This is a genomic window from Myceligenerans salitolerans (genome assembly GCF_017349295.1).
In the GTDB taxonomy this organism is placed as follows: domain Bacteria; phylum Actinomycetota; class Actinomycetes; order Actinomycetales; family Cellulomonadaceae; genus Myceligenerans; species Myceligenerans salitolerans.
The window spans coordinates 37,079-57,628 of record NZ_JAFMPK010000019.1; the positions used below are offsets into that span (position 1 = coordinate 37,079).

The 20,550-nt window shown below is 69.7% G+C and carries 20 protein-coding genes; 9 read left to right on the top strand and 11 right to left on the bottom strand.

The window, feature by feature from the left end; genetic code table 11:
* Positions 1-28: 28 nt before the first annotated feature.
* A complete protein-coding gene (locus J0911_RS02145; RefSeq protein ID WP_207273753.1) occupies positions 29-1,123 on the bottom strand; it encodes a GNAT family N-acetyltransferase in 1,095 nt (364 codons plus the stop codon).
* A gap of 292 nt (positions 1,124-1,415) precedes the next feature.
* Here J0911_RS02145 and J0911_RS02150 point away from each other — a divergent pair, with 292 nt between their 5' ends.
* Together J0911_RS02150 and J0911_RS02155 are read left to right on the top strand one after the other, a co-directional pair.
* Positions 1,416-1,946 carry a hypothetical protein gene (locus tag J0911_RS02150; RefSeq protein WP_207273754.1) on the top strand — a complete coding sequence of 177 codons (531 nt, stop codon included), beginning with the start codon at positions 1,416-1,418 and terminating at the stop codon, positions 1,944-1,946.
* Positions 1,947-2,197: 251 nt separating this feature from the next.
* Entirely contained in the window at positions 2,198-2,929 is a 732-nt protein-coding gene (locus J0911_RS02155) for a CPBP family intramembrane glutamic endopeptidase (protein ID WP_207273755.1), read from the top strand.
* Positions 2,930-2,963: 34 nt separating this feature from the next.
* Here the strand turns inward: J0911_RS02155 and J0911_RS02160 are convergent, their stop codons facing one another.
* The 5 genes from J0911_RS02160 to J0911_RS02180 all read right to left on the bottom strand — a co-directional run bounded on the left by J0911_RS02160 (position 2,964) and on the right by J0911_RS02180 (position 6,892).
* Positions 2,964-4,169 carry a cation:proton antiporter gene (locus J0911_RS02160; protein ID WP_207273756.1) on the bottom strand — a complete coding sequence of 402 codons (1,206 nt, stop codon included), beginning with the start codon at positions 4,167-4,169 and terminating at the stop codon, positions 2,964-2,966.
* Positions 4,170-4,172: 3 nt separating this feature from the next.
* Positions 4,173-4,658, bottom strand: coding sequence for a cation:proton antiporter regulatory subunit (locus J0911_RS20965; RefSeq protein WP_207273757.1), 486 nt, complete (start codon positions 4,656-4,658; stop codon positions 4,173-4,175).
* Between the two features lie 240 nt (positions 4,659-4,898).
* Positions 4,899-5,231, bottom strand: coding sequence for a GNAT family N-acetyltransferase (locus tag J0911_RS02170; protein WP_207273758.1), 333 nt, complete (start codon positions 5,229-5,231; stop codon positions 4,899-4,901).
* A 243-nt stretch (positions 5,232-5,474) separates the two neighbouring features.
* Positions 5,475-6,041 (bottom strand): small multidrug efflux protein, encoded by a 567-nt coding sequence (locus J0911_RS02175; protein WP_207273759.1) that lies wholly within the window; start codon positions 6,039-6,041, stop codon positions 5,475-5,477.
* A gap of 188 nt (positions 6,042-6,229) precedes the next feature.
* On the bottom strand, positions 6,230-6,892 hold the full coding sequence (locus tag J0911_RS02180) for a hydrolase (RefSeq protein ID WP_207273760.1): 663 nt from the start codon (positions 6,890-6,892) through the stop codon (positions 6,230-6,232).
* Positions 6,893-7,104: 212 nt separating this feature from the next.
* On the opposite strand from J0911_RS02180, the gene J0911_RS02185 reads away from it, so the two are divergent.
* Positions 7,105-8,043 carry a LysR substrate-binding domain-containing protein gene (locus J0911_RS02185; RefSeq protein ID WP_278186733.1) on the top strand — a complete coding sequence of 313 codons (939 nt, stop codon included), beginning with the start codon at positions 7,105-7,107 and terminating at the stop codon, positions 8,041-8,043.
* Positions 8,044-8,075: 32 nt separating this feature from the next.
* On the opposite strand, the gene J0911_RS02190 is transcribed toward J0911_RS02185, so the two are convergent.
* Both J0911_RS02190 and J0911_RS02195 read right to left on the bottom strand, forming a co-directional pair.
* A complete protein-coding gene (locus tag J0911_RS02190; protein ID WP_207273762.1) occupies positions 8,076-8,474 on the bottom strand; it encodes a DUF4260 family protein in 399 nt (132 codons plus the stop codon).
* Between the two features lie 282 nt (positions 8,475-8,756).
* Positions 8,757-9,728 carry an alpha/beta hydrolase family protein gene (locus J0911_RS02195; protein ID WP_207273763.1) on the bottom strand — a complete coding sequence of 324 codons (972 nt, stop codon included), beginning with the start codon at positions 9,726-9,728 and terminating at the stop codon, positions 8,757-8,759.
* Between the two features lie 115 nt (positions 9,729-9,843).
* Here J0911_RS02195 and J0911_RS02200 point away from each other — a divergent pair, with 115 nt between their 5' ends.
* On the top strand, positions 9,844-10,467 hold the full coding sequence (locus J0911_RS02200; protein WP_207273764.1) for a TetR/AcrR family transcriptional regulator: 624 nt from the start codon (positions 9,844-9,846) through the stop codon (positions 10,465-10,467).
* A 174-nt stretch (positions 10,468-10,641) separates the two neighbouring features.
* On the opposite strand, the gene J0911_RS02205 is transcribed toward J0911_RS02200, so the two are convergent.
* A complete protein-coding gene (locus J0911_RS02205; RefSeq protein WP_207273765.1) occupies positions 10,642-11,439 on the bottom strand; it encodes a MerR family transcriptional regulator in 798 nt (265 codons plus the stop codon).
* A gap of 164 nt (positions 11,440-11,603) precedes the next feature.
* Here J0911_RS02205 and J0911_RS02210 point away from each other — a divergent pair, with 164 nt between their 5' ends.
* The 3 genes from J0911_RS02210 (at position 11,604) to J0911_RS02220 (ending at position 15,567) form a co-directional block, all read left to right on the top strand.
* Entirely contained in the window at positions 11,604-12,446 is an 843-nt protein-coding gene (locus J0911_RS02210) for an alpha/beta fold hydrolase (protein ID WP_207273766.1), read from the top strand.
* Positions 12,447-12,773: 327 nt separating this feature from the next.
* Positions 12,774-13,529, top strand: a complete 756-nt coding sequence (locus J0911_RS02215; protein ID WP_207273767.1) for a MerR family transcriptional regulator — start codon at positions 12,774-12,776, stop codon at positions 13,527-13,529.
* Positions 13,530-13,770: 241 nt separating this feature from the next.
* Positions 13,771-15,567 (top strand): carboxylesterase/lipase family protein, encoded by a 1,797-nt coding sequence (locus J0911_RS02220; protein ID WP_307864869.1) that lies wholly within the window; start codon positions 13,771-13,773, stop codon positions 15,565-15,567.
* Positions 15,568-15,630: 63 nt separating this feature from the next.
* Here J0911_RS02220 and fdhD read toward each other — a convergent pair whose 3' ends face one another.
* Complete coding sequence (gene fdhD, locus J0911_RS02225) at positions 15,631-16,485, bottom strand: formate dehydrogenase accessory sulfurtransferase FdhD (protein WP_207273975.1); 855 nt, start codon at positions 16,483-16,485, stop codon at positions 15,631-15,633.
* A 75-nt stretch (positions 16,486-16,560) separates the two neighbouring features.
* On the opposite strand from fdhD, the gene J0911_RS02230 reads away from it, so the two are divergent.
* Positions 16,561-18,990 (top strand): FdhF/YdeP family oxidoreductase, encoded by a 2,430-nt coding sequence (locus J0911_RS02230; protein ID WP_307864870.1) that lies wholly within the window; start codon positions 16,561-16,563, stop codon positions 18,988-18,990.
* 107 nt (positions 18,991-19,097) lie between these two features.
* Entirely contained in the window at positions 19,098-19,691 is a 594-nt protein-coding gene (locus J0911_RS02235; RefSeq protein ID WP_207273769.1) for a VanZ family protein, read from the top strand.
* Positions 19,692-19,713: 22 nt separating this feature from the next.
* Here J0911_RS02235 and trmB read toward each other — a convergent pair whose 3' ends face one another.
* The gene (trmB, locus tag J0911_RS02240) at positions 19,714-20,529 is read right to left on the bottom strand and encodes a tRNA (guanine(46)-N(7))-methyltransferase TrmB (RefSeq protein WP_207273770.1); all 816 of its coding nucleotides are present in this window, start codon (positions 20,527-20,529) and stop codon (positions 19,714-19,716) included.
* Positions 20,530-20,550: the final 21 nt, after the last annotated feature.

Here is a 20,550-nt window from a genome sequence, read left to right on the forward strand (position 1 = left end):
CCGTCCCGCGCCCGAGCAGCCGTCGCGTTCAGACCGACAGCTGCATCTCCGCGCACCCGCCCGCCGGGCGGAAGCCCAGGGCCACGTTGATGGCCAGCATGTGCGGGTTCTCCTCGTTGTTCCACGTCCAGACACGCCGGGTGCTCGGCCTCGCCTCGAGCAGGGCCCGCGCGTTCACCGCCTTGACCAGCATGCCGAGGCGGTGTCCGCGATGGGCGCGAAGCACCACCGTGGCCTCCTGCTCGGCGTACTCACGACTCTCGTCCTTCGGGTGCAGCAGCATCGTCATCGCGGCGAGCTCGCCCGTCCCGACGTGTTCGGCGGCCGTGATGACGTAGCCGTTGCCGCGCGCGGCATGCTGCGCGTCGGCGTTCCGCACCCGCTCCGCGTCCCACGGATCGGTCTCGACATCCTGGTCACCGCGCGGCTCGTCGGCGGCGAGCGCCGTCTCCAGCGCGGCGTAGGCGTCGATCCACGCCTCCGGGATGTGGTCCCACCAGGTGTGCAGGCGATAGGCGTCGCCCGCGACGGCGCGGCTCTCCACCTCGAACACCTCCAGCGCGCCCGGCGCGAGCGGAAGTTCCAGCAGTGACTTGCGCTCCACGATGGCGCACTCGGCCCCCAGCGAGCGGGCCAGCCTGATCCCCGGGAGGCCCGCCGCGACGCGCCCCTTGCCGGAGGACGCCGTGACCCACTCGGTCGCCTCCGGGTCCTCCTCGCCGAAGTCCACGCCGAACAGCGCCGTGGTCCGCCCGGCCGCACGCACGCGGTCGAGGGCGGCCTCGGCGAGCGCGCGCCCGACGCCGTTGCCCCGGGCCTGCGGCGCCACCTCCAACTCGGGGATCATGACCAGGTGCGGGTTGGCGCTCCGCGGGATGTACAGGAGCGTGTGGCCGACGACGGCCGGTGCCGCTCCGCCCTCGTCCTCGACGGCGACCAGCCGCACCTTGTCCGCGTACTGCTGGTTCGACATGGTGACGAGCACGTCGTTGGCGCTCACCGCGGTGTCCTCGACGCCCCACGTCTCCAGGGACACGGCCCGCCCGATCTCGCCGATGCCGTGATAGGCCCAGGCGTCGGGATGGTCCAGGGACGGCGGATGCGGAGCCTCGATGATGCGCATGCCGTCAGTGTCGTCCGGACGCGACCACCCGGCCAGGCATTTTCCCGTCGGACAGGACGGGCGGCCGACACTTCCTGATACACCGCCGCCGCACCTTTCGGGCGGCACCGAAGCGTTCGCCGGCTGGCGAACCTTGTCGCGGCCCCGCAGAGCGGAGACCTACGTTCGTCGTGTTCCGCGCGATGCCCGGCACGGTGCCGGGCCAGGCCGGCACCGACGGCGAGCGACTCACCCCTGAGTCCGGAACATCACGAGCCGGCCGGTTCCGAGCGCGAACGGGATGGAGGATCCCATGGCACTCTCGAAGCGGGCCCTCGCCGCACTGGCAGGGTTCCTGATGGCACTGACCGGCGTCCTCGGCACGGCCTCGGCCGCACAAGCCACCGAGAACGACGCGGGCTCGGCGCCGGGCGCCGGTGTCACGAGCATGTCCGACGACGGACGGTCCCTGCGGTCCGCGCTCGCGGCGCAGTCGGCCGACGACGCCGGAGCCCTCGCGAATCCTGGTGTGTCGCCGGCGCCGGAGAACACCTTCTACGACCGCACGTACAGCCAGGCGATCGACCTGGTCAACACCTGCCCGAGCGGGCGGTTCTGCACCTACCAGCAGCAGGACAACGGCCTGTACCGGGCGTACGACTTCTACGCGTGCGCCAACTACAGCCTCTCGAACTGGTTCGACGCCCGCTGGTCGTACAACAACCAGACCGGCGGGGTGACCGTCCGCCTGCTCGGGTCGGGCGGACAGCAGGAGGACACGGTCGGGCCGGGCCAGAAGAAGGCCGTGTACTGGGACCCGATCTGGACGATCGACCTGTGCTGACCTGAGGCGTGTCCCGCACGGCCCCGGTTCCCGGGACGTGCGGGGCGCGTCCGCCGTCGTGCTGCATGTGCGTGGGCTTCCACCCATGAACCTGCGCGGCAGGTAGGGTCCGACGTGCGGTACCGAGATGTCGCATGTGCCGCGACGCGTCGGAACGCAGGCTGCCGTCCGCTGCCTCTTGACCCTGTCCCAGGGACATCGCTTCCACTGGCCGTGTTGCGCCCGGAAACCAGACCAGGGAGTTCACCGCCATGTCGACCAGCCATGCCGACCACTCGAAGCCGACTTCGAACGCTACCGCACCACCTGCTCGACCAGGCTGGCCCGAGGTCATCGTCGGCACACTCGCCGCGTTCGTCGCCCTGCCGGTGATCCGGCTGTTCGGTCTCGTCGGCCTCGACGAGGACCCGGTGGTCCACGGACTGATCCTGACCGCATGGTCGGGAGTCGCCGGCCTGATCGGCTTCACGGTCGCGGCCCTCATCCGGATCCGTTCCTGGGGCGCCTTCAGCGTGCGCCGCACCAGCGGGCGCTGGGTGCTGGTCGGCGTGGCGGCCGGTGTCATCGCGCTCGTGGTCAAAGGCCTGCTCAACACAGGGATCATCGCGGTGACCGGATTCAGCTCCGACCCCCAGGGCACCTACTACGATGCCGCCGGCGGCGGTGTGCTACCCCTGATCCTGACCTTCGTGTTCCTGTCGGTCCTCACCCCGATCGGCGAGGAGTTCTTCTTCCGCGGCGTGGTGACCAACGCCCTGCTGCGCTACGGGCCGGTCATCGGCGTCCTGTCCAGCTCGCTCTTCTTCGCCGTCGTCCACGGCATCAACATCGCGCTGCCCTCAGCGTTCGTGGTGGGCATCATCGCTGCCGAAGTCATGCGCCGCAGCGGGTCCATCTGGCCCGCTGTGATCGTTCATGCAGTCAACAACGCCGCCCTGCCCCTGCTCGTGCTGCTGACCGGGACGCCCGGCCCCGCCGTGTGAGGGCGCGTCACCCCGATCGTCCCTTGCCGGGGACTCACACCACGTGTTCGGCATCCGTCGCCGGCTCCGGCCGACGGGCGCGGAGCTTCTTGCGGTACCTGGTCGAGATCGGGTCGGCCAGGCGTGGCGCAAGCGGTCCGAGTGCGGCCAGGATCAGCACGTAGGCGGCGGCCATCGAGCCCAGCTGCGGGTCGAGCCCGGCTGAGACTCCGAGGCCGGCGATGACGATGGAGAACTCTCCGCGGGGAAGGAGCAGCAGCCCGGCGCGCAGCCGGCCGGTGAAGGCCGAGCCGGTCTGACGCGCCGCCCACCAGCCGGTGGCGAACTTCGTGCCGACCGTCACGACCGCCAGACCTGCGGCCGCGGCGAGTACGGGCGGCAGGGACTGCGGGTCGGTCTGCAGGCCGAAGTTGACGAAGAAGATGGCCGCGAACAAGTTCTTGAGCGGCGCCAGGATGCGTTCGGCCTGGTGGGAGACCTCGCCAGAGAGCGCGATGCCGACGAAGAAGGCGCCGACGGCAGCCGAGACGTGGACCTGCTCGGCGAGCCCCGCGACAACCAGGATGACGCCGAGGACCTTGAGCATGAGGATCTCGTCGCTGGGTGACGCGAGAAACCGCGAGAGCAGGCTGCCGCCGCGGGAGGCAATCAGGAAGGCGGCGCCGACGGCGAGCAGGGCCAGCGCGAGACCCCATGCGGCCTGTGCGAACGCCAGCCCGGCGAGGATCGTGGTGACGATCGGAAGGTAGATCGCCATGACGAGGTCCTCCGCCACGAGCAGCGAGAGCACGGTCGGGGTCTCCCGGTTGCCGAGCCATCCCAGGTCGGTCATGACCTTGGCGATGATGCCGGAGGAGGAGATGTAGGTGACGCCGCCGAACACGACAGCGGCCAGCGGACCCCACCCGAGCAGCAGCGCACAGATCACACCGGGTGCGGCGTTCAGGAGCAGGTCGACGATCGCGCCCCGCCAGGAGGTGCGCATGGTCCCGACCAGCTCGCGCGGTGTGTACTCCAGGCCGATCGTGAAAAGGAGCAGCACGATGCCGATCTCCGCCCCGATGTCGAGGAACTCGGTGATCGCCCCGAGATCGTGGACCCCTCCGACTCCGAACGACAGCCCCCCGAGCAGGTAGAGGGGAATGGCGGAGATCCCGAAGCGACCCGCGGCCGCACCCAGGACGCCCAGGCCCAGGATGACGAGCCCGAGCTGCAGAAAGACCTCGACGAGATGGTGCAAGGCCTACTCGAGCCCGCGCAGGATGCGGCCGACCTTGGCGACCGCCTCCTCGGTGCCGATCGTCACCAGGCGGTCGCCGACGTGCAGGACCGCCGACGGCGAGGGCCCGGTCTCGACGCCCGAGTCACGGATGATCGCCACGACGGAGGCGCCGGTGCGGGTACGCGCCCGGGTGTCACCGAGTGGCCGGTCCGCAAAGGGGCTGGTCGCCTCGACCAGAAGCTGCCGTGACACGAGGTTGTCGATCTCGTGATGCAGCCGGTTGAGCTTCTCGATGACCCGGGCGCCACCAAGCAGCTCGCCCATGGACCCGGACTCGTCGGCGTCGAGGTTGATGCACTCGAGGGCGGAGTCGGGGTCGTCGGGGTCGTAGAGAATGAAGTCGCGGCGGCCGTCGCGGTGGGCGACGACGCCCAGGCGCACTCCCCGCTTGGTCTCGAACTCGAACCGGACACCGATTCCGGGTAGCTCTGTGCGCTCAACGTCCACGGTCGATTCCTCCATTCGTCTTTGCGTCGGGCGGTCCGTCATGCATCGACGGCCCCGCCGGCAGTCGGTCGTCACCGGTCGACTCCCCCGGTCCCGGCCTCCGGCCCCGCTCTCCCCGATGAGCAACGCGCCAATGGGCGTGACGGATTCCGCACAGACCAGGCGTTGGTGCGTGGCCCTTCCGGTCGGGAGCGCGAGAAGCGTCGTGCCGAGTGGCCCCGATGCGCCGTGGTGCAGGGCTCAGCGCAGGGCGCGGAGGTGTTCCCGACCCGGGGAGTCGATGGCGTCGTCGAAGTCGTGGTGCGTCGAGAGCCATTTCTTCACGTAGGGGCAGACGGCGACGATGCGGTGTCCCGCCTGAATGCTGGTGCTCAGTGCGCTGCGAGTGAGGGTGCTGGCGAGACCCCGGCCTTCGAACGCATCGAAGACCACCGTGTGGTAGAAAATGCGCTGCACCTCGCCGAAGTCCTTGTATACGGAGAACCCGGCCTGGATGTCGTCGACGAGCACGTCGAAGCGGCTCTTGTCCGGGTTGTCGCGGACGGTCACGTCTTGCTGGTTCTGATCGTTCATCGCCGTGGTCCTTCTGTGACAGGTGCGGGTGACCCCGCACGTCTCTCGGCCGGGTGGATTGTGGTGGATCGGTGCTCGTCGGTCGTGGGCGTCGCCGTGCCCCGGACGCGGGTCGCCACGGCGGATGCCGCAGCGACGATTGCTCTCACGCACGAGGAAGTCCCTCCCAAGTTGTCCAGCGGCGATTACTGCTTGCCAGGGGGACGCGGACTTGCGATGCGTGACCAGGCAAAGTCTCAGCGGTCAGACGGGAACGACGAGCTGCAGCGCGAGCCAGGCCGACGTGGTCGTCACGACCGTCCAGAGAACGATCGCCACAGCCTGCCAGAGCAGTACCCACGCTCGCGGGGTCCCGCTGGCGACGAGCATCGTGGAGGTGAACTGGGTCGGGATGGCGAGAGGGCCGAGGATGCTCGCGCCAGGAACTCCGAATCGGACCAGCCACTTCTTGAAGCGTCGGCGGCCTTTCGACTCGGGCTTGGCGGGCGTTGTCTGAGCGAGGTCCGCCGACTCGGGAAATCGCGCGGTCGCCACGTCCGCTCCGACGAGGGTCGTGCGGCGGTTCACGACGGCGGCGCGAGCCCTTGAGGTGAGGAGTACTACGAGGAGAACGCAGAGAAAGTTTCCTGAAGCCGCGGCGATGCCTGCCACGATGGGGTTGAGGCCGCCGACGACACCGATCACCGCTGCCACCTCGCCCTCGATGAACGGAATCGCGCCGGCGAGCAGCACGACGACAGGTTGAATGATCTCGGGAACCTGTCCCACGAGATCTTGGAAGCTGTTGACGAGTTGCTCAAGGGGATTCATGGTGAGCTTCCTTGTGGAGCAGGCTGCGGATGTCGAGCCATCTCGGCTCTTTCCCAGTAGAGACCGTGTCCTTGGAACAGGGTCAAGTCATGCGGTGCACGCGCTCTCTGCTTCGACGGGACGCACGGAGGCGGGCCTGGTGCACGCCACGGTTGCCAGGCCCGCCTCCTGCTCAGCAACGATCGGCGCTACGCACCTGCACTGCCGGTGGTGGGGGTGGCCAGCAGTTGCAGCTCCCAGGCGAGTGCGACGCCGGTTGCTCCGCCGTGCTCGAAGAGGATCGGTCCGAGCTGGTTCGCCGTCTCCTCGCGGGCCCAGTCGCGCTGCCATTCACTGGACACGACCAACCAGGTGACCGGGACCACGCCGGCTCGTTCCATGCGGCGTACCGCCATGTCGTGCGCCTCGGCGCTCACCCCGCCGCTGGCGTCGGTGACGACGAAGACGTCGTACCCCTCGTCCAGTGCGTGGAGAGCGGGCATGGCGACGCAGATCTCGGTCCACAGCCCGGCAATGATCAGCTTCTTGCGTCCGGTCTTCTTCACGGCCTCGACGACGCGAGGGTCTTCCCAGGTGTTGATCGACGTGCGGTTGATCGGCGTCTGGTCCGGGAAGACGTCCTGGATCGCCTGGACGAGGTGGCCGCCGCGTTCCTCGATCACTGTGGTCAGAATCGTCGGCACGTCGAAGACCTTCGCGAACTTGGCGAGGCCGACGGTGTTGTTGACGACGAGGGTCGGTTCGTGGCTGTGGAGATTGGCGACCTGGAAAGGCTGGTGGTCGATGAGCACCAGCACGCTCTCCTCGGGAGTGAGCAGTGCGTCGAGTCCGACCTTTGCGGTACGCGTCATGTTCTTCCTTCTGTGTGATGGGTTGGCCGCCGGGGGCAGGCTCAGAGCTGTTCTGCCGTGGCCATGCTCAGGCCTCCCAGCCGGACCGCCTCGGGACGGCGAGCAGCACCGCCGTGGCGTGACACGACGCTATGGGGGACGTCCGGCGGGCGTCCAAGACTTGTACCGACGTCGGACGATAGGATCTGTCTATCGATATCAGCCCCCGCCTCCTGCGCTACTTCCTGGCCGTCGCCGAAGAACTCCACTTCGGCCGTGCGGCCATGCGCCTGTACATCTCCCAGCCGTCTCTGAGCCACCAGATCCGCAAGCTCGAGGAGACCCTCGGCACGCCGCTGTTCGTCCGTTCGAGTCGTCGGGTACAGCTCACCGCCGCGGGGCGAACGCTCGCTCAGGAGGCGCCCAAAGCGCTGACCGCGCTGGAACAAGCCGTGCGGCTCACCCGGCTGTCCGGATCAGGAATCACTACGACGATCCGATTGGGCTACACCCCGGTCGCCAACTTCGGCACCATCACCACGCTCCTGGACGCACTCCAGGAGGCGCACCCCGACGTCACGATCGACGCCCGAGAGATCTTCAGCGCCGAGATCCCCGAGCGGCTCCGCGTCGGCGACCTCGACATCGGCCTCGCCCTCTCACCGCAGCCCTTCGACGGGGTAACCGGCGAGATCCTGCGCCGGGAGGCGGTCTCCGCCCTCCTGAGCACGCGGCACCGCCTTGCCGCGGCACCGAAGATCCCGCTTGCGGACCTTCACGACGAGACGCTGCTGCTGTTCCCGCGCCCACTCGCACCTGCGTACTACGACCGCATCGTCGCGGCGTGCCACGAGGTGGGCTTCACACCGGAGGTCTGCGCGTTCGAGGACCCACCCGTCAACGCGATGCTCGCCCGCCTCTCCGGTGGGCGCGAGGTCGGATTGGCCCCCGCGTCGTTCGCCGAGCACGCCGCGAATCTCGGTACTGCCCTCACCGTCCGCGACGTCGTCGATCCGCAGATCCCCGCCGAGCTGTCGATCCTGTGGTCGACGAACGACCCCGCGACCGCTGTCGCAAGCATCCTGGCCACCGCACGACGGTGTGCCGAACGCCACCACTGGCTGCGCGGTCCGATCGGACGCCAGGAGCGGGATGCCGGGGACGGCTCATAGCGGCCTGTATCGCATGCTTCTCGTTGACGCCGTCACTTCCGCCTTTCGCCATGGCCGCCGATTTTCCCGAGATGGGTGTGGGTGAATGCGCTCGGGAGCTTGAGGCCGTATCCCAACGTGCGGTCGACGCCCACGTGAAAGGCCCAGGCACATGCGAGGACGCCGGCACAGGTCGAGAGAGTGGGCGAGACCGACGAAGTCGTGAGGGCGACCGACGCGGAAGCCGCGGGCCATGCGTAGTTGTGCACCGCGTTGTACGAGACCGCACCTGCGGCGGCGGACCGGGCGTAACCCAGCATCGACAGGTCGAAGAGAAGGAACGCCGCCAGAATGACCCACCACCACCGGGGATATACAGCGACGGCCGCGATGACGGACAGGAGCACGACGGCCGCGGCCTCGATGCGCTGGACCGTGTGAACGGATCTCATGAGGCCTCCGGGAAAGTTCGGACAGGGTTCCAAGACGCGGCCCAGCCTGCGACACCCACCGGCGGCCCTTGGTTTTCGGGCACCGCGTGCCCGTGGTGGCGAGCCACCGCTGCCACCACGTGGGCGGGAGCGGCGGGCCCGTGGGTGCACGTATGCATGATCCCAGTAGAAGCCGTGTTCTCGGCACACGGTCAAGGTCTCGACTCACCGAGCGTGTGCCGGGCTACTGCTCGGCGAGGCTGCCCCCCTCCTGGTTCCTGGGATCCGAGCGGTGTCGAGAACTCAGAGGATCTTGCTGTCGATACGGCCGAGTTCCGCACCGGTCCCGGCCAACGCCGCGGTGGCCCTGGCCCATCCGGCGTCGGTCGAGTCCAGCGCGCTGCGCAGGTAGGCGGTGGTCAGTCGTTGCAGGAGGGCGACCCGCTCGGGGTTCTCGTCGGTGGTCTCGGCGGCTTCCCAGTTCGGGATGCCGCCCAGGGAGTGCTCGGCGCCGTACAGAGTCAGCAGGTCTGTGGCGCCAGGGCTGTAAGTGTAGGCGTCGGTGAACCAGTCCGGGCCGCGGCTGGACATCTTCGACTGGTCGTTGTCGCCGGCCACCACGAGCGTGGGTGTGACCAGTTCGGCGAACGAGGGGTTCATGAAGGGGAAGTGCTCCTGGGCGAACGGGTGCAGTTCCTGGCCACCGCTCCCGGTGGCGGCCAGCAGCACGCCGGCCGTGACGCGCTGGTCCGAGTAGTCCTGACCCGCCTGCCCCGTGCTGTCGAGGACACGAGCGCCGAGCAGCATCTGCACGGTCTGCGCGCCCCACGAGTGTCCGGCCGCGACGACCCGTTCGTGGTCGACCCGTCCAGCGAGACCCGGCACGGCCCGTTCGATCGTCTCGAGCTGGTCCATGGCCCGCAGGAGGTCGGCGTGTCGCTCGGTCCAGACCTGGCCGAAGCCGGGGTGGTCGAATCCGATGCCGTCGCGACGCGAGTCCAGGTGTGTCGGTTGGACGACGACGAACCCACGGGATGCCCAGAAGGCCGTCAGGGGCGCGTACCCATCGTGTGACCATCCGTTGCCGTGCGAGAACAGCAGGACCGGCAGGGCGGTGCCGTTCACGGGGGCGGAGACGCGCACGTCGAGCGGCAGTGTTCGGTCTGGCGCGTCCAGGCGCACGGGGGCGACCGAGACCACTCGTTCTCCGAACCCCACGACGTCGTCCAGCGCCTTGATGATCGGCGTGTCGGTTGTTGCGGGAGTACCACTCATGGGAGATCACTGGTCCTTTGTGTTCGGCGCCTCCATCGGCCACAATGGAAGCGGAGCGTTGCTCCGCAACAATACGGAGCGTTGCTCCGCTTTGCAAGTACCGACGAAGGTTCCTATGACGACACCTGGCCCTCTCGACCGTTCCACCGACTCGAGCCCTCGCCCGAAACGCAGCGACGCGAAGCGCAACGAACAGGCCCTGCTGGACGCCGCGGCCGCTGTCTTCGTGACGGAGGGCGTGGACGCGCCGGTCCGGCTGATCGCCGAGCGCGCCGGAGTGGGGATGGGGACGATCTACCGGCACTTCCCGACACGCCCGGCGCTGGTGGCGGCGGTCTATCAGCACCAGGTGGAAGCACTGGCCGAAGCCGGCCCTGCTCTCCTGCGCGAACTCGGCGACCCCGCAGTCGCCCTGCAACGATGGGCCGCGGGCTTCGTCGAGTTCCTCGTGACCAAGCACGGACTCGCCGGGGCGCTCGGCTCAGACGCTCAGGGCGTGAACACCTTGCACCAGTACTTCGTCGACCGGCTCGTGCCGGTGTGCGACGACCTGCTCGATGCCGCGCTCGGACCGGACACCTCCGGGCAGGTATCCGGGTACATGCTCATGCGCGGCATCGGCAACCTGTGCATCGTCGGCGACAACGACTCCCGCTACGACGCCGCCCGGCTGGTCGCTCTCCTCGTGGCAGGAGTGCTCACCGGTGAACGACACGACCGCGACCCGGAGCCTGACTGACCGGCGCGGACGCATCGGCCCCGTGGAAGCCGCGACCACCGGTGATGCGGTCCTCGCCCCGGACGAAGAAGGAGGAGAGGTATCCGGGGTACGCGAAGTTGTCGTGCGCTCCACCCTGGGGGGATCACGGGAGCAGGCAAGGAGCCGGCTGCCGGGCACGAGCTCCACCGAGGGTCACTGAGGTCGAGGGAATGCCACCGGAACATGGCTCCGAACGGGAGACACGCCCAGCCCGGTTCGCCTGGCACCCGCGGTGCGCCGCTGGGCGCGCAGCGCGACGTCGGCCCGTCGGAGAACGTCGTGCTGAGCGCGGTTGTAGAGGGCGGTCAGTGCTTCGATGAAGGCCTGCTGCGTCATGCGCGTGGGGGATGGCTCGTGCGCGCCCGACTCCGTCGGCTCCAGCCAGACGGTCGAGCGCCAGTGCGCACCGCCATGCGCAAGGTCCTCCGCCAGGTGTTTCCGGGTCAACTCGCTCGCACCTGGTGTCAGCGCGTGGAACCGGTCTCGCACTTCAGCCGATTCTGCGGAGACCATGAGCCGAAGGCGCAGGAGGGTGGCAGGCGGGTGAATCCGCGTACAGACATGGATGAGAGCACGATCGGACTCCGCCAAGCGCGCGCCGACCACCTCGAAGCCCGGTGGCGTGTCGACCGGGGCGCCTGAGCGGAGCAACGCCGCAATTCCGGCTCGTGACCGGCGGAAGCGCTCGATCTCTTCCCGCAGCACCGTGTCTGCCCTGCGCAGCGCTTCCGTCGCGTCGCTCTCCTTCGTCGTGCCGATTTCCGCGAGCGGGAGGCCCAGTCCGGCGAGTCGGCGCAAGCGCAGAAGGTTCACCAGATCGCGGACGCCGTACTGCTTGTAGCCGTTGTACGTGCGCGGCGGCTCATCCAGGAGCCCGAGCGCGTGGTAGTGCCGTATGGCGTTCACTGTCGTGCCCGCAAGATCCGCCAGTTCGCGTGTGCTCCATGCCATACCGTGATGCTCGCGGTCGAGGTGAGGTCGTCGCGTCAGTAGAAACTACCGATCAGGAGACGACGCGGGATCGACGGGGAATCCCTTGACCGTGTTGCAACCACAGGGTGTCTGCTGGTGTCCCCGCTCGGCACCCCGCCAGCCGGAGCTGAAAGGTCAGGATCATGGGACACATCACCGTCGGTGACGAGAACAGCACGCCGATCGAGCTCTACTACGAGGACCAGGGGGTCGGGCAGCCCGTCGTGCTGATCCACGGGTATCCGCTGAACGGTCACAGCTGGGAGAAGCAGACGCAGGAACTCCTCTCCGCAGGGTACCGGGTGATCACCTACGACCGTCGAGGGTTCGGGCAGTCCTCGAAGGTCGGCTCGGGGTACGACTACGACACGTTCTCGGCAGACCTGAACACGCTGCTCGAGACCCTGGACCTGCGGGACGTCGTCCTGGTCGGATTCTCGATGGGCACCGGAGAACTTGCCAGGTACGTGTCGCGCTACGGGCACGACCGAGTCGCGAAGCTGGCGTTCCTCGCCTCGCTCGAGCCGTTCCTCGTGCAGCGCGACGACAACCCGGAGGGACTGCCGCAGGCGGCATTCGACGAGATCGCCGCCGCGGCGAAAGGCGATCGGTACGCGTGGTACACGCAGTTCTTCAAGAACTTCTACAACCTGGACGCGACGCTCGGGTCGCGGATCAGTGAGGAAGCCGTGGCCGGTAGCTGGAACGTCGCGGTCAAGAGTGCCCCGGTCGCGGCGTACGCCGTCGTCCCGTCGTGGCTCGAGGACTTCCGGAGTGACGTGGAGGCTGTTCGCGCCGCGAGCAAGCCGACCCTGATCCTGCACGGGACGAAGGACAACATCCTGCCCATCGATGCCACGGCCCGCCGGTTCCACGCGGCCGTACCTGAGGCCGACTACGTCGAGATCGAGGACGCCCCTCACGGCCTGCTCTGGACTCACGCCGACGAGGTCAACCGTGCGCTCAAGGACTTCCTCCGCAGATGAACACCCCAGCTGCGGCCTGCACCCGGTCACGGCGGAGTTCCTCAGAGCCCGTTCACCCGGCCAGTCGGTAGAACTTCGTGCTGGTGATCATGCGGATGATGCTTCGGATTTCGGCCCATCGGCCTCGAGAACTGGTCGAGCCGATACTCCATCGGCCTGAGCGGAGCATGGTGCGCTCGGGCCGGGGCACGCTGCCGGGCGCTTCGAAGTCTTCGGTCTCGTGCAGAACCATGCAGATGCTGTTGTCGTGGTTGGAGCATCGCAACGCGACGTCGGGCTGGTGCTGATATTGGTACTTGCGCTCCGTGAGCGCGGAGAGGGCGAGAGATGCCGTGGAGCACGCGGGAACTGGCAGAGCTGGCGGGCACGACCGTGAACACGGTCCGTCACTATCACCGTGTCGGGTTGCTCGACGAACCCGAGCGTCGCTCCAACGGCTACAAACAGTACGGAGTTGAGCACCTCGTGAGCCTCCTTCGGATTCGACGCCTCGTCGACCTGGGGGTGCCGCTCGCAGGGATCGGTGACGTCAACGCGAAGTCCGATCGCACGCCGGACGCTCTCCGTGACCTCGACGCCGAGCTCCGAGCGAGCATCGAACGTTTGACCAAGGCCCGGGACGAGATTGCCGCAATCCTCCGCGAACGGTCCCCCGCACACGCGCCCGCAGGCTTCGCTTCCGTGGCGACACGGCTTTCCGAAGCGGATAGCTCGATGATTCACATCTACACACAGTTGTACGACCAGGAAGCGCTCGCCGATGTTCAGAAGATGGCCGAGGCCGACTCCGACGGTCTCAGCGCTGACATCGACCAGCTTCCGGCCGATGCAGACGAGCAGACACGGCGGGACCTCGCTGAGAGGCTCGCGAGCACTCTCCGGCAGAATCTCATCGACTATCCGTGGTTGACCGACCCAGCCGCGCACCTCTCCAAGAGCAGAGCCGTCACGGCAGAGACGTTCGTCGAGGCGGTGGCGGAACTGTACAACCCAGCCCAGTTGGACGTCCTCATCCGCGCTAGCGCGCTCGCACATGAACAACTGCCCGGTAAGCAGGCAGAGCAACCGCCCGAGAGTCGTTGACCACATACCGACGGCAGACTCCTGGATCGCACCATGCAGTCGCAGGGACCGACCCGAACAATGCCGGCGACCTGGGCGGCGCGGCCCGACCGAGGCAGGCCACGCTCCGGCCCATGCGCGCGCCACGGCGAGCGGGGGCGATGGAGAAAGAAGGAAGAAAGGCAGCATTGTGGAAACGGCTGAGCAGGTGTCCCCTCGCGCGCCCTGGTCCGGTCCTTGGCGGTGCTCGGTCTGGTTCTGGGTGCCGCTTGTCGTGCTGGTGGCGCTCGTGCTGGTGCTCGGGTGGTTGAACGAGACGCCGTGGTGGGGCTGGGGGCTGGTCGCGGTGCTCCTGGTCGTCGTGGTGCTGATGTCGTCGTGGTGGTTGCGGCGCGGTGTCGCGCTTCGTGTGGGGGCGTGGCTGGTGGCGGGCGCGGTCGTGGCGGCAACGGTGGTGCTCGCCCATCCGGGGCCACAGCTGCGGGTGGCCGGAGGTGCGCAGCGAGAGGCGACGCAGCCGGTCGAGACCGCGCAGGGCCCGGTGACCGGCGTGCGCAACGACGCAGGCACGGTCGAGATCTTCGCGGGCGTGCCGTATGCCGAGCCTCCGGTCGGCGACCTGCGGTGGCAGGCGCCGCGACCCCCGGCGCCGCGGTCCGAGGTGCTTGTCGCCGACCGGTTCTCGGCGGCGCCGGTGCAGGCCACCACGACCTTCGCCACCAGGGCGCTGTCCCGGACCCTCGACATCCCCCTGGAGGACACGTTCCTCAACCCCTACCCGGTCAGCGAGGACAGCCTCTACCTCAACATCTGGCGTGCCGCGAAGCCCGCGTCCGCGCAACTGCCCGTGCTCGTCTATGTCCCGGGTGGTGGCTTCGCCACCGGATCGGGTGCCCTGCCCCTGTACGACGGCGAGGCGCTGGCCTCCACCGGTGAGGTGATCGTGATCACGATCAACTACCGTCTGGGCGTCATGGGGTTCCTCTCCCACCCGGACCTGGCCACCGAGTCGTCCTACGGCGCGTCGGGGAACTACGGGATCCTGGACCAGATCGCCGCCCTGGAGTGGGTGCAGCAGAACATCGCTGCCTTCGGTGGTGACCCCGACCGGGTGACGATCGCCGGTGAGTCCGCAGGCGGCGAGAGCGTGTGCATCCTGGGGGCCACGCCCCTGGCCGAAGGGTTGTTCGACGGCATCATCGCCGGCAGCGGCGCCTGCATGGGCACCGAGGGGAACACCGAGGACGGCGACCAGGGCGACTCGCGTACGGTCGCGGAGAACGCGGGCGTTCGACTGGCCCAGGAGCTCGGGGTCGAGACGGTGGCCCAGTTGCGCGAACTGCCGGCCGAACGGATCGCCGAGGCCGCCGCGGCCGTCGGCCCGCATTGGCGGCCCTCCGTCGACGGGCACGTTCTGGACCGCAGCCCGGCGAAGATCTACGCCTCGGGTGACCAGCTCGACGTTGCGACGATGGTCGGCAGCAACGCGGACGAGGACTCCCTGATCCGGGCTTTTCCCCCGGAGCCGGTGTCCCCCCAGGAGTACCGCGCGACCGTGCAGGAGGACCACGGCGAGGAGGCGGAAGCGTTCCTGGACCTGTACCCCGGCGAGACCGCCGAGCAGGTGCTCGACTCGATGCTGCAGGCCCAGACCGACCGCGTCTTCACTCGTGCGATGTACCGCTGGGCGCGGCTGCAGACCGACGGCGGCCAGGCGCCCGCCTACCTGTACTTCTTCACGCACACCCCGCCGGACGAAAGCCTGCGGGAGTACGGGGCGTACCACGGCGCGGAGGTCATGTACGCCTTCGACAACCTCGGCGCGGACGGCGCCGCCGACTACGGCCCGGCCGACTACCTGCTACGCGATCAGCTCAGCGGCTACTGGCTGAACTTCGTCCGGACCGGCGACCCCAACGGGGCGGGCCTGCCCCGTTGGTCCACGTTCGCGGACTCCCCGGAGCAGGTGATGGAGATCGGCGTCCCCAGCGGAATGACGGCCCGTCCCCGGCCCGAGGCGATCGACTACTGGATGAGGTATCAGGGCCCGATCGCATGAGCGCGGGCTCGGCGGTGACACCGCGCTCGGCGAGGACCGCAGGCGGGATACCCGGAGGGAGACTCACCGCACACGGTCCGCCCGGGCGTAGACGTTCATCGACCCGCCGCGCACGAAGCCGAGCAGGGTCAGGCCGCAGCTCTCGGCCAGGTCGACGGCCAGGGTCGACGGCGCCGAGATCGCCGACAGGACCGGGATCCCCGCCCGTGCGGCCTTCTGCACCAGTTCGAACGACGCCCGCCCGCTGACCTGGAGCACCGTCCCGGCAGCGGGCAGCCGGCCGTCCCGCAGGGCGGCGCCGACGACCTTGTCCACGGCGTTGTGGCGCCCGACGTCCTCGCGGACGTAGAGCGGCTCGCCGTCGGCCGTGAACAGGCCGGCCGCGTGCAGCCCGCCCGTCCGTTCGAACGTCCGCTGCCGTTCGCGCAGCCGTCCGGGCAGGCCGGTGACGACGTCCGCGCCGACCCTGACCGGGTCACCCGCCACCGGCCAGCGCAGCGCGCCCGACACCCCGACGATCGTGTCCGACCCGCACACCCCGCACGCGCTCGTGGTCAGCTGCGCTCGTGGCCGCGGTGGCACGACACCGGGCGCGAGCGCGACGTCGATCGTGTTGTCCTCGTCGCGGCATGCCTTCATGCCGACGACGTCCGACGCCGACCCCACGGCCCCCTCCCCGACGAGCCACCCCGCGACCAGGTCGAAGTCGTTCCCGGGCGTACGCATCGTGAGCGTGAGCGGCTCGCTCCCGGGCCCCGCCAACGACGGCGACCGCACCGGACCGCCACCACGCACCAGTCGCACCATCAGCGGCTCCTCGACCGCGAGGGTGTCGGGCCGTGCCGTCCGCGCCGACCCGGCGGACCCGCTCCCGGGACCCACCCGCACGACCCTCCGCCGCTCGCTGCTCGCTCCCATGCCCCCAGTGTCCCCCGGTGCGGTCGTGGCACGTGGGCGGCCGGGGCCCTGGTCGCGCGGCGTAGAGTCGCTCGTGTGAGTGACGACGCCCGCACCGCAGGCCCCGAGCCGCCGCTGGACGTCCGGCCGCCGAAGCGTGAGGCGGCCGGCGTGGCCGGCGTCGTGCACGCGATGGCCGACGTCGTCGAGGAGCCCGGGCTCGGGCGCGGCCTGAAGGCGCTACGCCTGGTCAACCAGCACGGAGGCTTCGACTGTCCCGGTTGCGCGTGGCCCGAGCCCGACAGACCGCATCCGGCCGAGTTCTGCGAGAACGGCGCCAAGGCCGTCGCCGAGGAGGCCACCCGCAAGCGAGCGGACGCCGCGTTCTTCGCCGCCCATCCCCTCTCCGAGCTGCGCACCTGGAGCGACCACCGGCTCGGCCGGTCGGGCCGCCTCACCGAGCCGCTGCTCCGCGACGCGGACGCCGACCACTACCGTCCCGTGAGCTGGGACGACGCCCTGGACCTGGTCGCCGGTGCACTCCGGGACGTGCGCGCGGCCGGCACCCCGGACCGCGCCGCGTTCTACACCTCGGGCCGCACCAGCAACGAGGCGGCGTTCCTCTACCAGCTCCTGGCCCGCAAGCTCGGCACCAACAACCTGCCGGACTGCTCCAACATGTGCCACGAGTCGTCCGGGACGGCGCTGACGGAGACGATCGGCGTCGGCAAGGGCAGCGTGTCCCTGGCGGACATCACGGACCACGCCGACCTGGTCGTCGTCGTCGGGCAGAACCCCGGGACGAACCATCCGCGCATGCTGACCGCCCTGGAGGCGGCGAAGGACCGGGGCGCGCGGATCGTCGCGATCAACCCGCTGCCCGAGGCCGGGCTGCGGACCTTCCGCAACCCGCAGCGCGCCCGCGGCATCGTCGGCCGCGGCACCCGGCTCGCCGACCGGTTCCTCCAGGTCCGCCTCGCCGGCGACCTGGCGCTGTTCCAGGCGGTGAACCGCCTGCTCCTCGAACGGGACGACGCCGCTCGCGACCGCGGCCGGCCGCCGGTCCTCGACCACGACTTCATCGCCGCGCACACCGACGGCTTCGAGCAGGCGGCCGCGGCCTGGCGCGCCCTGTCCTGGACCGACGTGCACGACGCCACCGGCCTCGACCGCTCCGAGATCGAGGCGTTCGCGGACGACGTCGTCGGCGCGCGGAACGTCGTCGTCTGCTGGGCGATGGGCCTGACCCAGCACAGGCACGCCGTCGCGACCATCCGCGAGGTGGTCAACTTCCTCCTGCTGCGTGGCAACATCGGGCGGCCGGGAGCGGGTGCCTGTCCGGTGCGCGGGCACAGCAACGTGCAGGGCGACCGCACGATGGGCATCTGGGAGCGCCCGCCGGCGACCTTCCTCGACGCGCTCGGCGCCGAGTTCGGCTTCGAACCGCCGCGCGATCCCGGCCACGACACCGTCGACACCATTCGCGCGATGCGGGACGGCCGCATCGACGTCTTCCTGACCATGGGCGGGAACTTCGCGGCCGCCACACCGGACACCGACGTCACCGAGGCGGCGCTGGCCACCGTCCCGCTCACGGTGCACGTCTCCACGAAGCTCAACCGCTCGCACGTCGTCCCCGGCCGCCGCTCGCTGATCCTTCCCTGCCTCGGCAGGACCGAACGGGACGACGGCGGCCGCGGGCGCGCCGCCCGCGCCACCGCGCCGCGCTTCGTCACCGTCGAGGACTCCATGAGCGTGGTGCACTCCTCGCGCGGGACGCTCCGGCCGGCGTCGGACCTGCTGCGGAGCGAACCGGCGATCGTCGCCGACCTGGCCCGCCGCGTGCTCGGCGACGACGACCCGGCACCCTGGGCGGAGTTCGGGGACGACTACTCGCGGATCCGGGAATCCATCTCACGCGTCGTGCCGGGCTTCGAGGACTTCGAACGGCGGGTGGCCGAGCCCGGCGGGTTCGTGCTGCCGCATCCGCCGCGCGACGCGCGGAGGTTCCCGACGGCGACCGGCAGGGCACGCTTCACCGTCAACCCGCTCGATGTCGTGCGGGTGCCCGAAGGGCGGCTCCTGCTGCAGACCGTCCGCAGCCACGACCAGTTCAACACCACCGTCTACGGCCAGGACGACCGGTATCGCGGTGTGACGGGCGGGCGCCGCGTCGTGTTCGTGAACCCGCACGACCTGGCGGAGCTCGGCGTCACGGACGGCCAGACGGTCGACCTCGTGTCGGAGTGGCACGCCGGGGCAGCCGGGAACGGCGGGTCCAGCGGGAACGGCGGAACAGCCGGAACCGGCGGAACAGGCGATGCCGGTACGACGGCCGAAACTCATGGAACGGCCGCGCCTCAGGAACGTAGGGCGCCGGGATTCCGGGTCGTCGCGTTCCCCACGGCGAAGGGCTGCGCCGCCGCCTACTACCCCGAGACGAACGTGCTGGTCCCCCTGGACCACACGGCGGAGGGCAGCAACACCCCGGCGTCGAAGTCCGTGGTGATCCGCCTGGAACCGTGACCGTTCCTGTCCGTGGCCGTCCGAATCCGGCCGAATCTCGCCGGAACCTCCGCCGCAGCCAGTAGGTTTGGTCTGCCTTGCCCGGCACCGAACGATCAGGAGTAGCCATGCCCGGAGTCCTCGGCGGACTGGACCTCGCCCCGATCGCGATCGCGATCAGCCTCGTGGCAGCCGCGATCGCCGTCGTGCATCACGCGAGCATCCGCTCCGACGCCGACCGCGCCGCCGAGGCGGGCTGGATCCTCGACGTCGTCCTGGCGCTCCACGCGGCCGTCTACGTCTGGGTCACCCTCGGCATCCACGCGAGTCCCGGAACCCTGACCCCCAACCCCATCCCGTTCACGGAGCTCGCGGCGACGTTCGAGTACTGGTTCACCCGCTGGATCCCGGAGTACGGCCTCACGCAGGTGCCGCCGCAGGTCGCCGTCGTCGCCGGCAACTTCCTGCTGCTCGCACCCTTCGCCGCCGTCGCCCCGCTGCGCTGGACGGCGCTGTCGTCCGGCTGGCGGGTCGTCGTCGCGGCGGCGGTCGTGGCGGGTACCGACGAGATCCTGCAAGGGGTGCTGGGACGGGGCCGCAACCTGTCGTTCGACGACGTACTCGTCCAGGTGCTCGGCGCCGTCGCGATCTACGGCATGACGACGGGCGCGCTCAGAGCCCGCGAGCGCCGCCTCGCCGAGGTGGGGTCGAAGACGGCCTGAACCAGGCTCGCCCGGCGGCCCGTCAGTCGCGGAGGTAGGTCAGGTCCGTGATGTCTCGGCCCGCCCTGTGGGCCTTGCGTTCGAAGCCCGTGACGACACGGCCCTCGAACCGTGGGGCGGTGGCGCGGGGTCCGTGGGCATTGCGGAGCCCGGGGGCTGCCTCCAGGACGTCCAGCATCTGCTCGGCGTACTCCGCCCAGTCGGTCGCGAGCCGCCAGAGACCGCCGGGACGCAAGGCCCTCGTCACCTTCTCCGCGAACGCGGGGGCGACCAGCCGCCGCTTGCGGTGCCGCGACTTGTGCCACGGATCGGGGAAGAAGGTCCACACCTCGTCGAGCGATCCGGCGGGGATCGCCGTGTCCAGCAGCTCGGCAGCGTTGACCTGCATGACGCGGAGGTTCGGCAGACCAGGGCCGTCGCCAGCCCCGTCGCCCCCGGCCACGCCATCGGAGTCGGCCTCACGGGTTCCCGCGCCACGCTCCTGCGCCGCCCGGTCGGCGCGCACCATCACCTGCGCGACGCCGGGCCGGTACACCTCGACGGCCAGGTAGTCGCGTCCCGGGTCGGCGGCGGCCGCCGTGACGATCGCGTCGCCCTGGCCCGAACCGATCTCCAGCACCAGCGGCGCCGTCCGGCCGTACACGGCGGCCGCGTCGAACCGCCATGCCGGGTCCACCGACATCCGCCCGTGGTGGCGGGGCGCGTCCACCAGGTAGACGTCCCGCCGGGTGTCCCAGGCCCGCTGCTGTCCCGTCGTCAACCGCCCGGACCGCGACGCGAAGCTCACGGGGGACGTGCGGAACCGGGACGGGTCGGGGACGGACTGGCGCTGACTCACCGGAGAATCGTACGTGCCCGC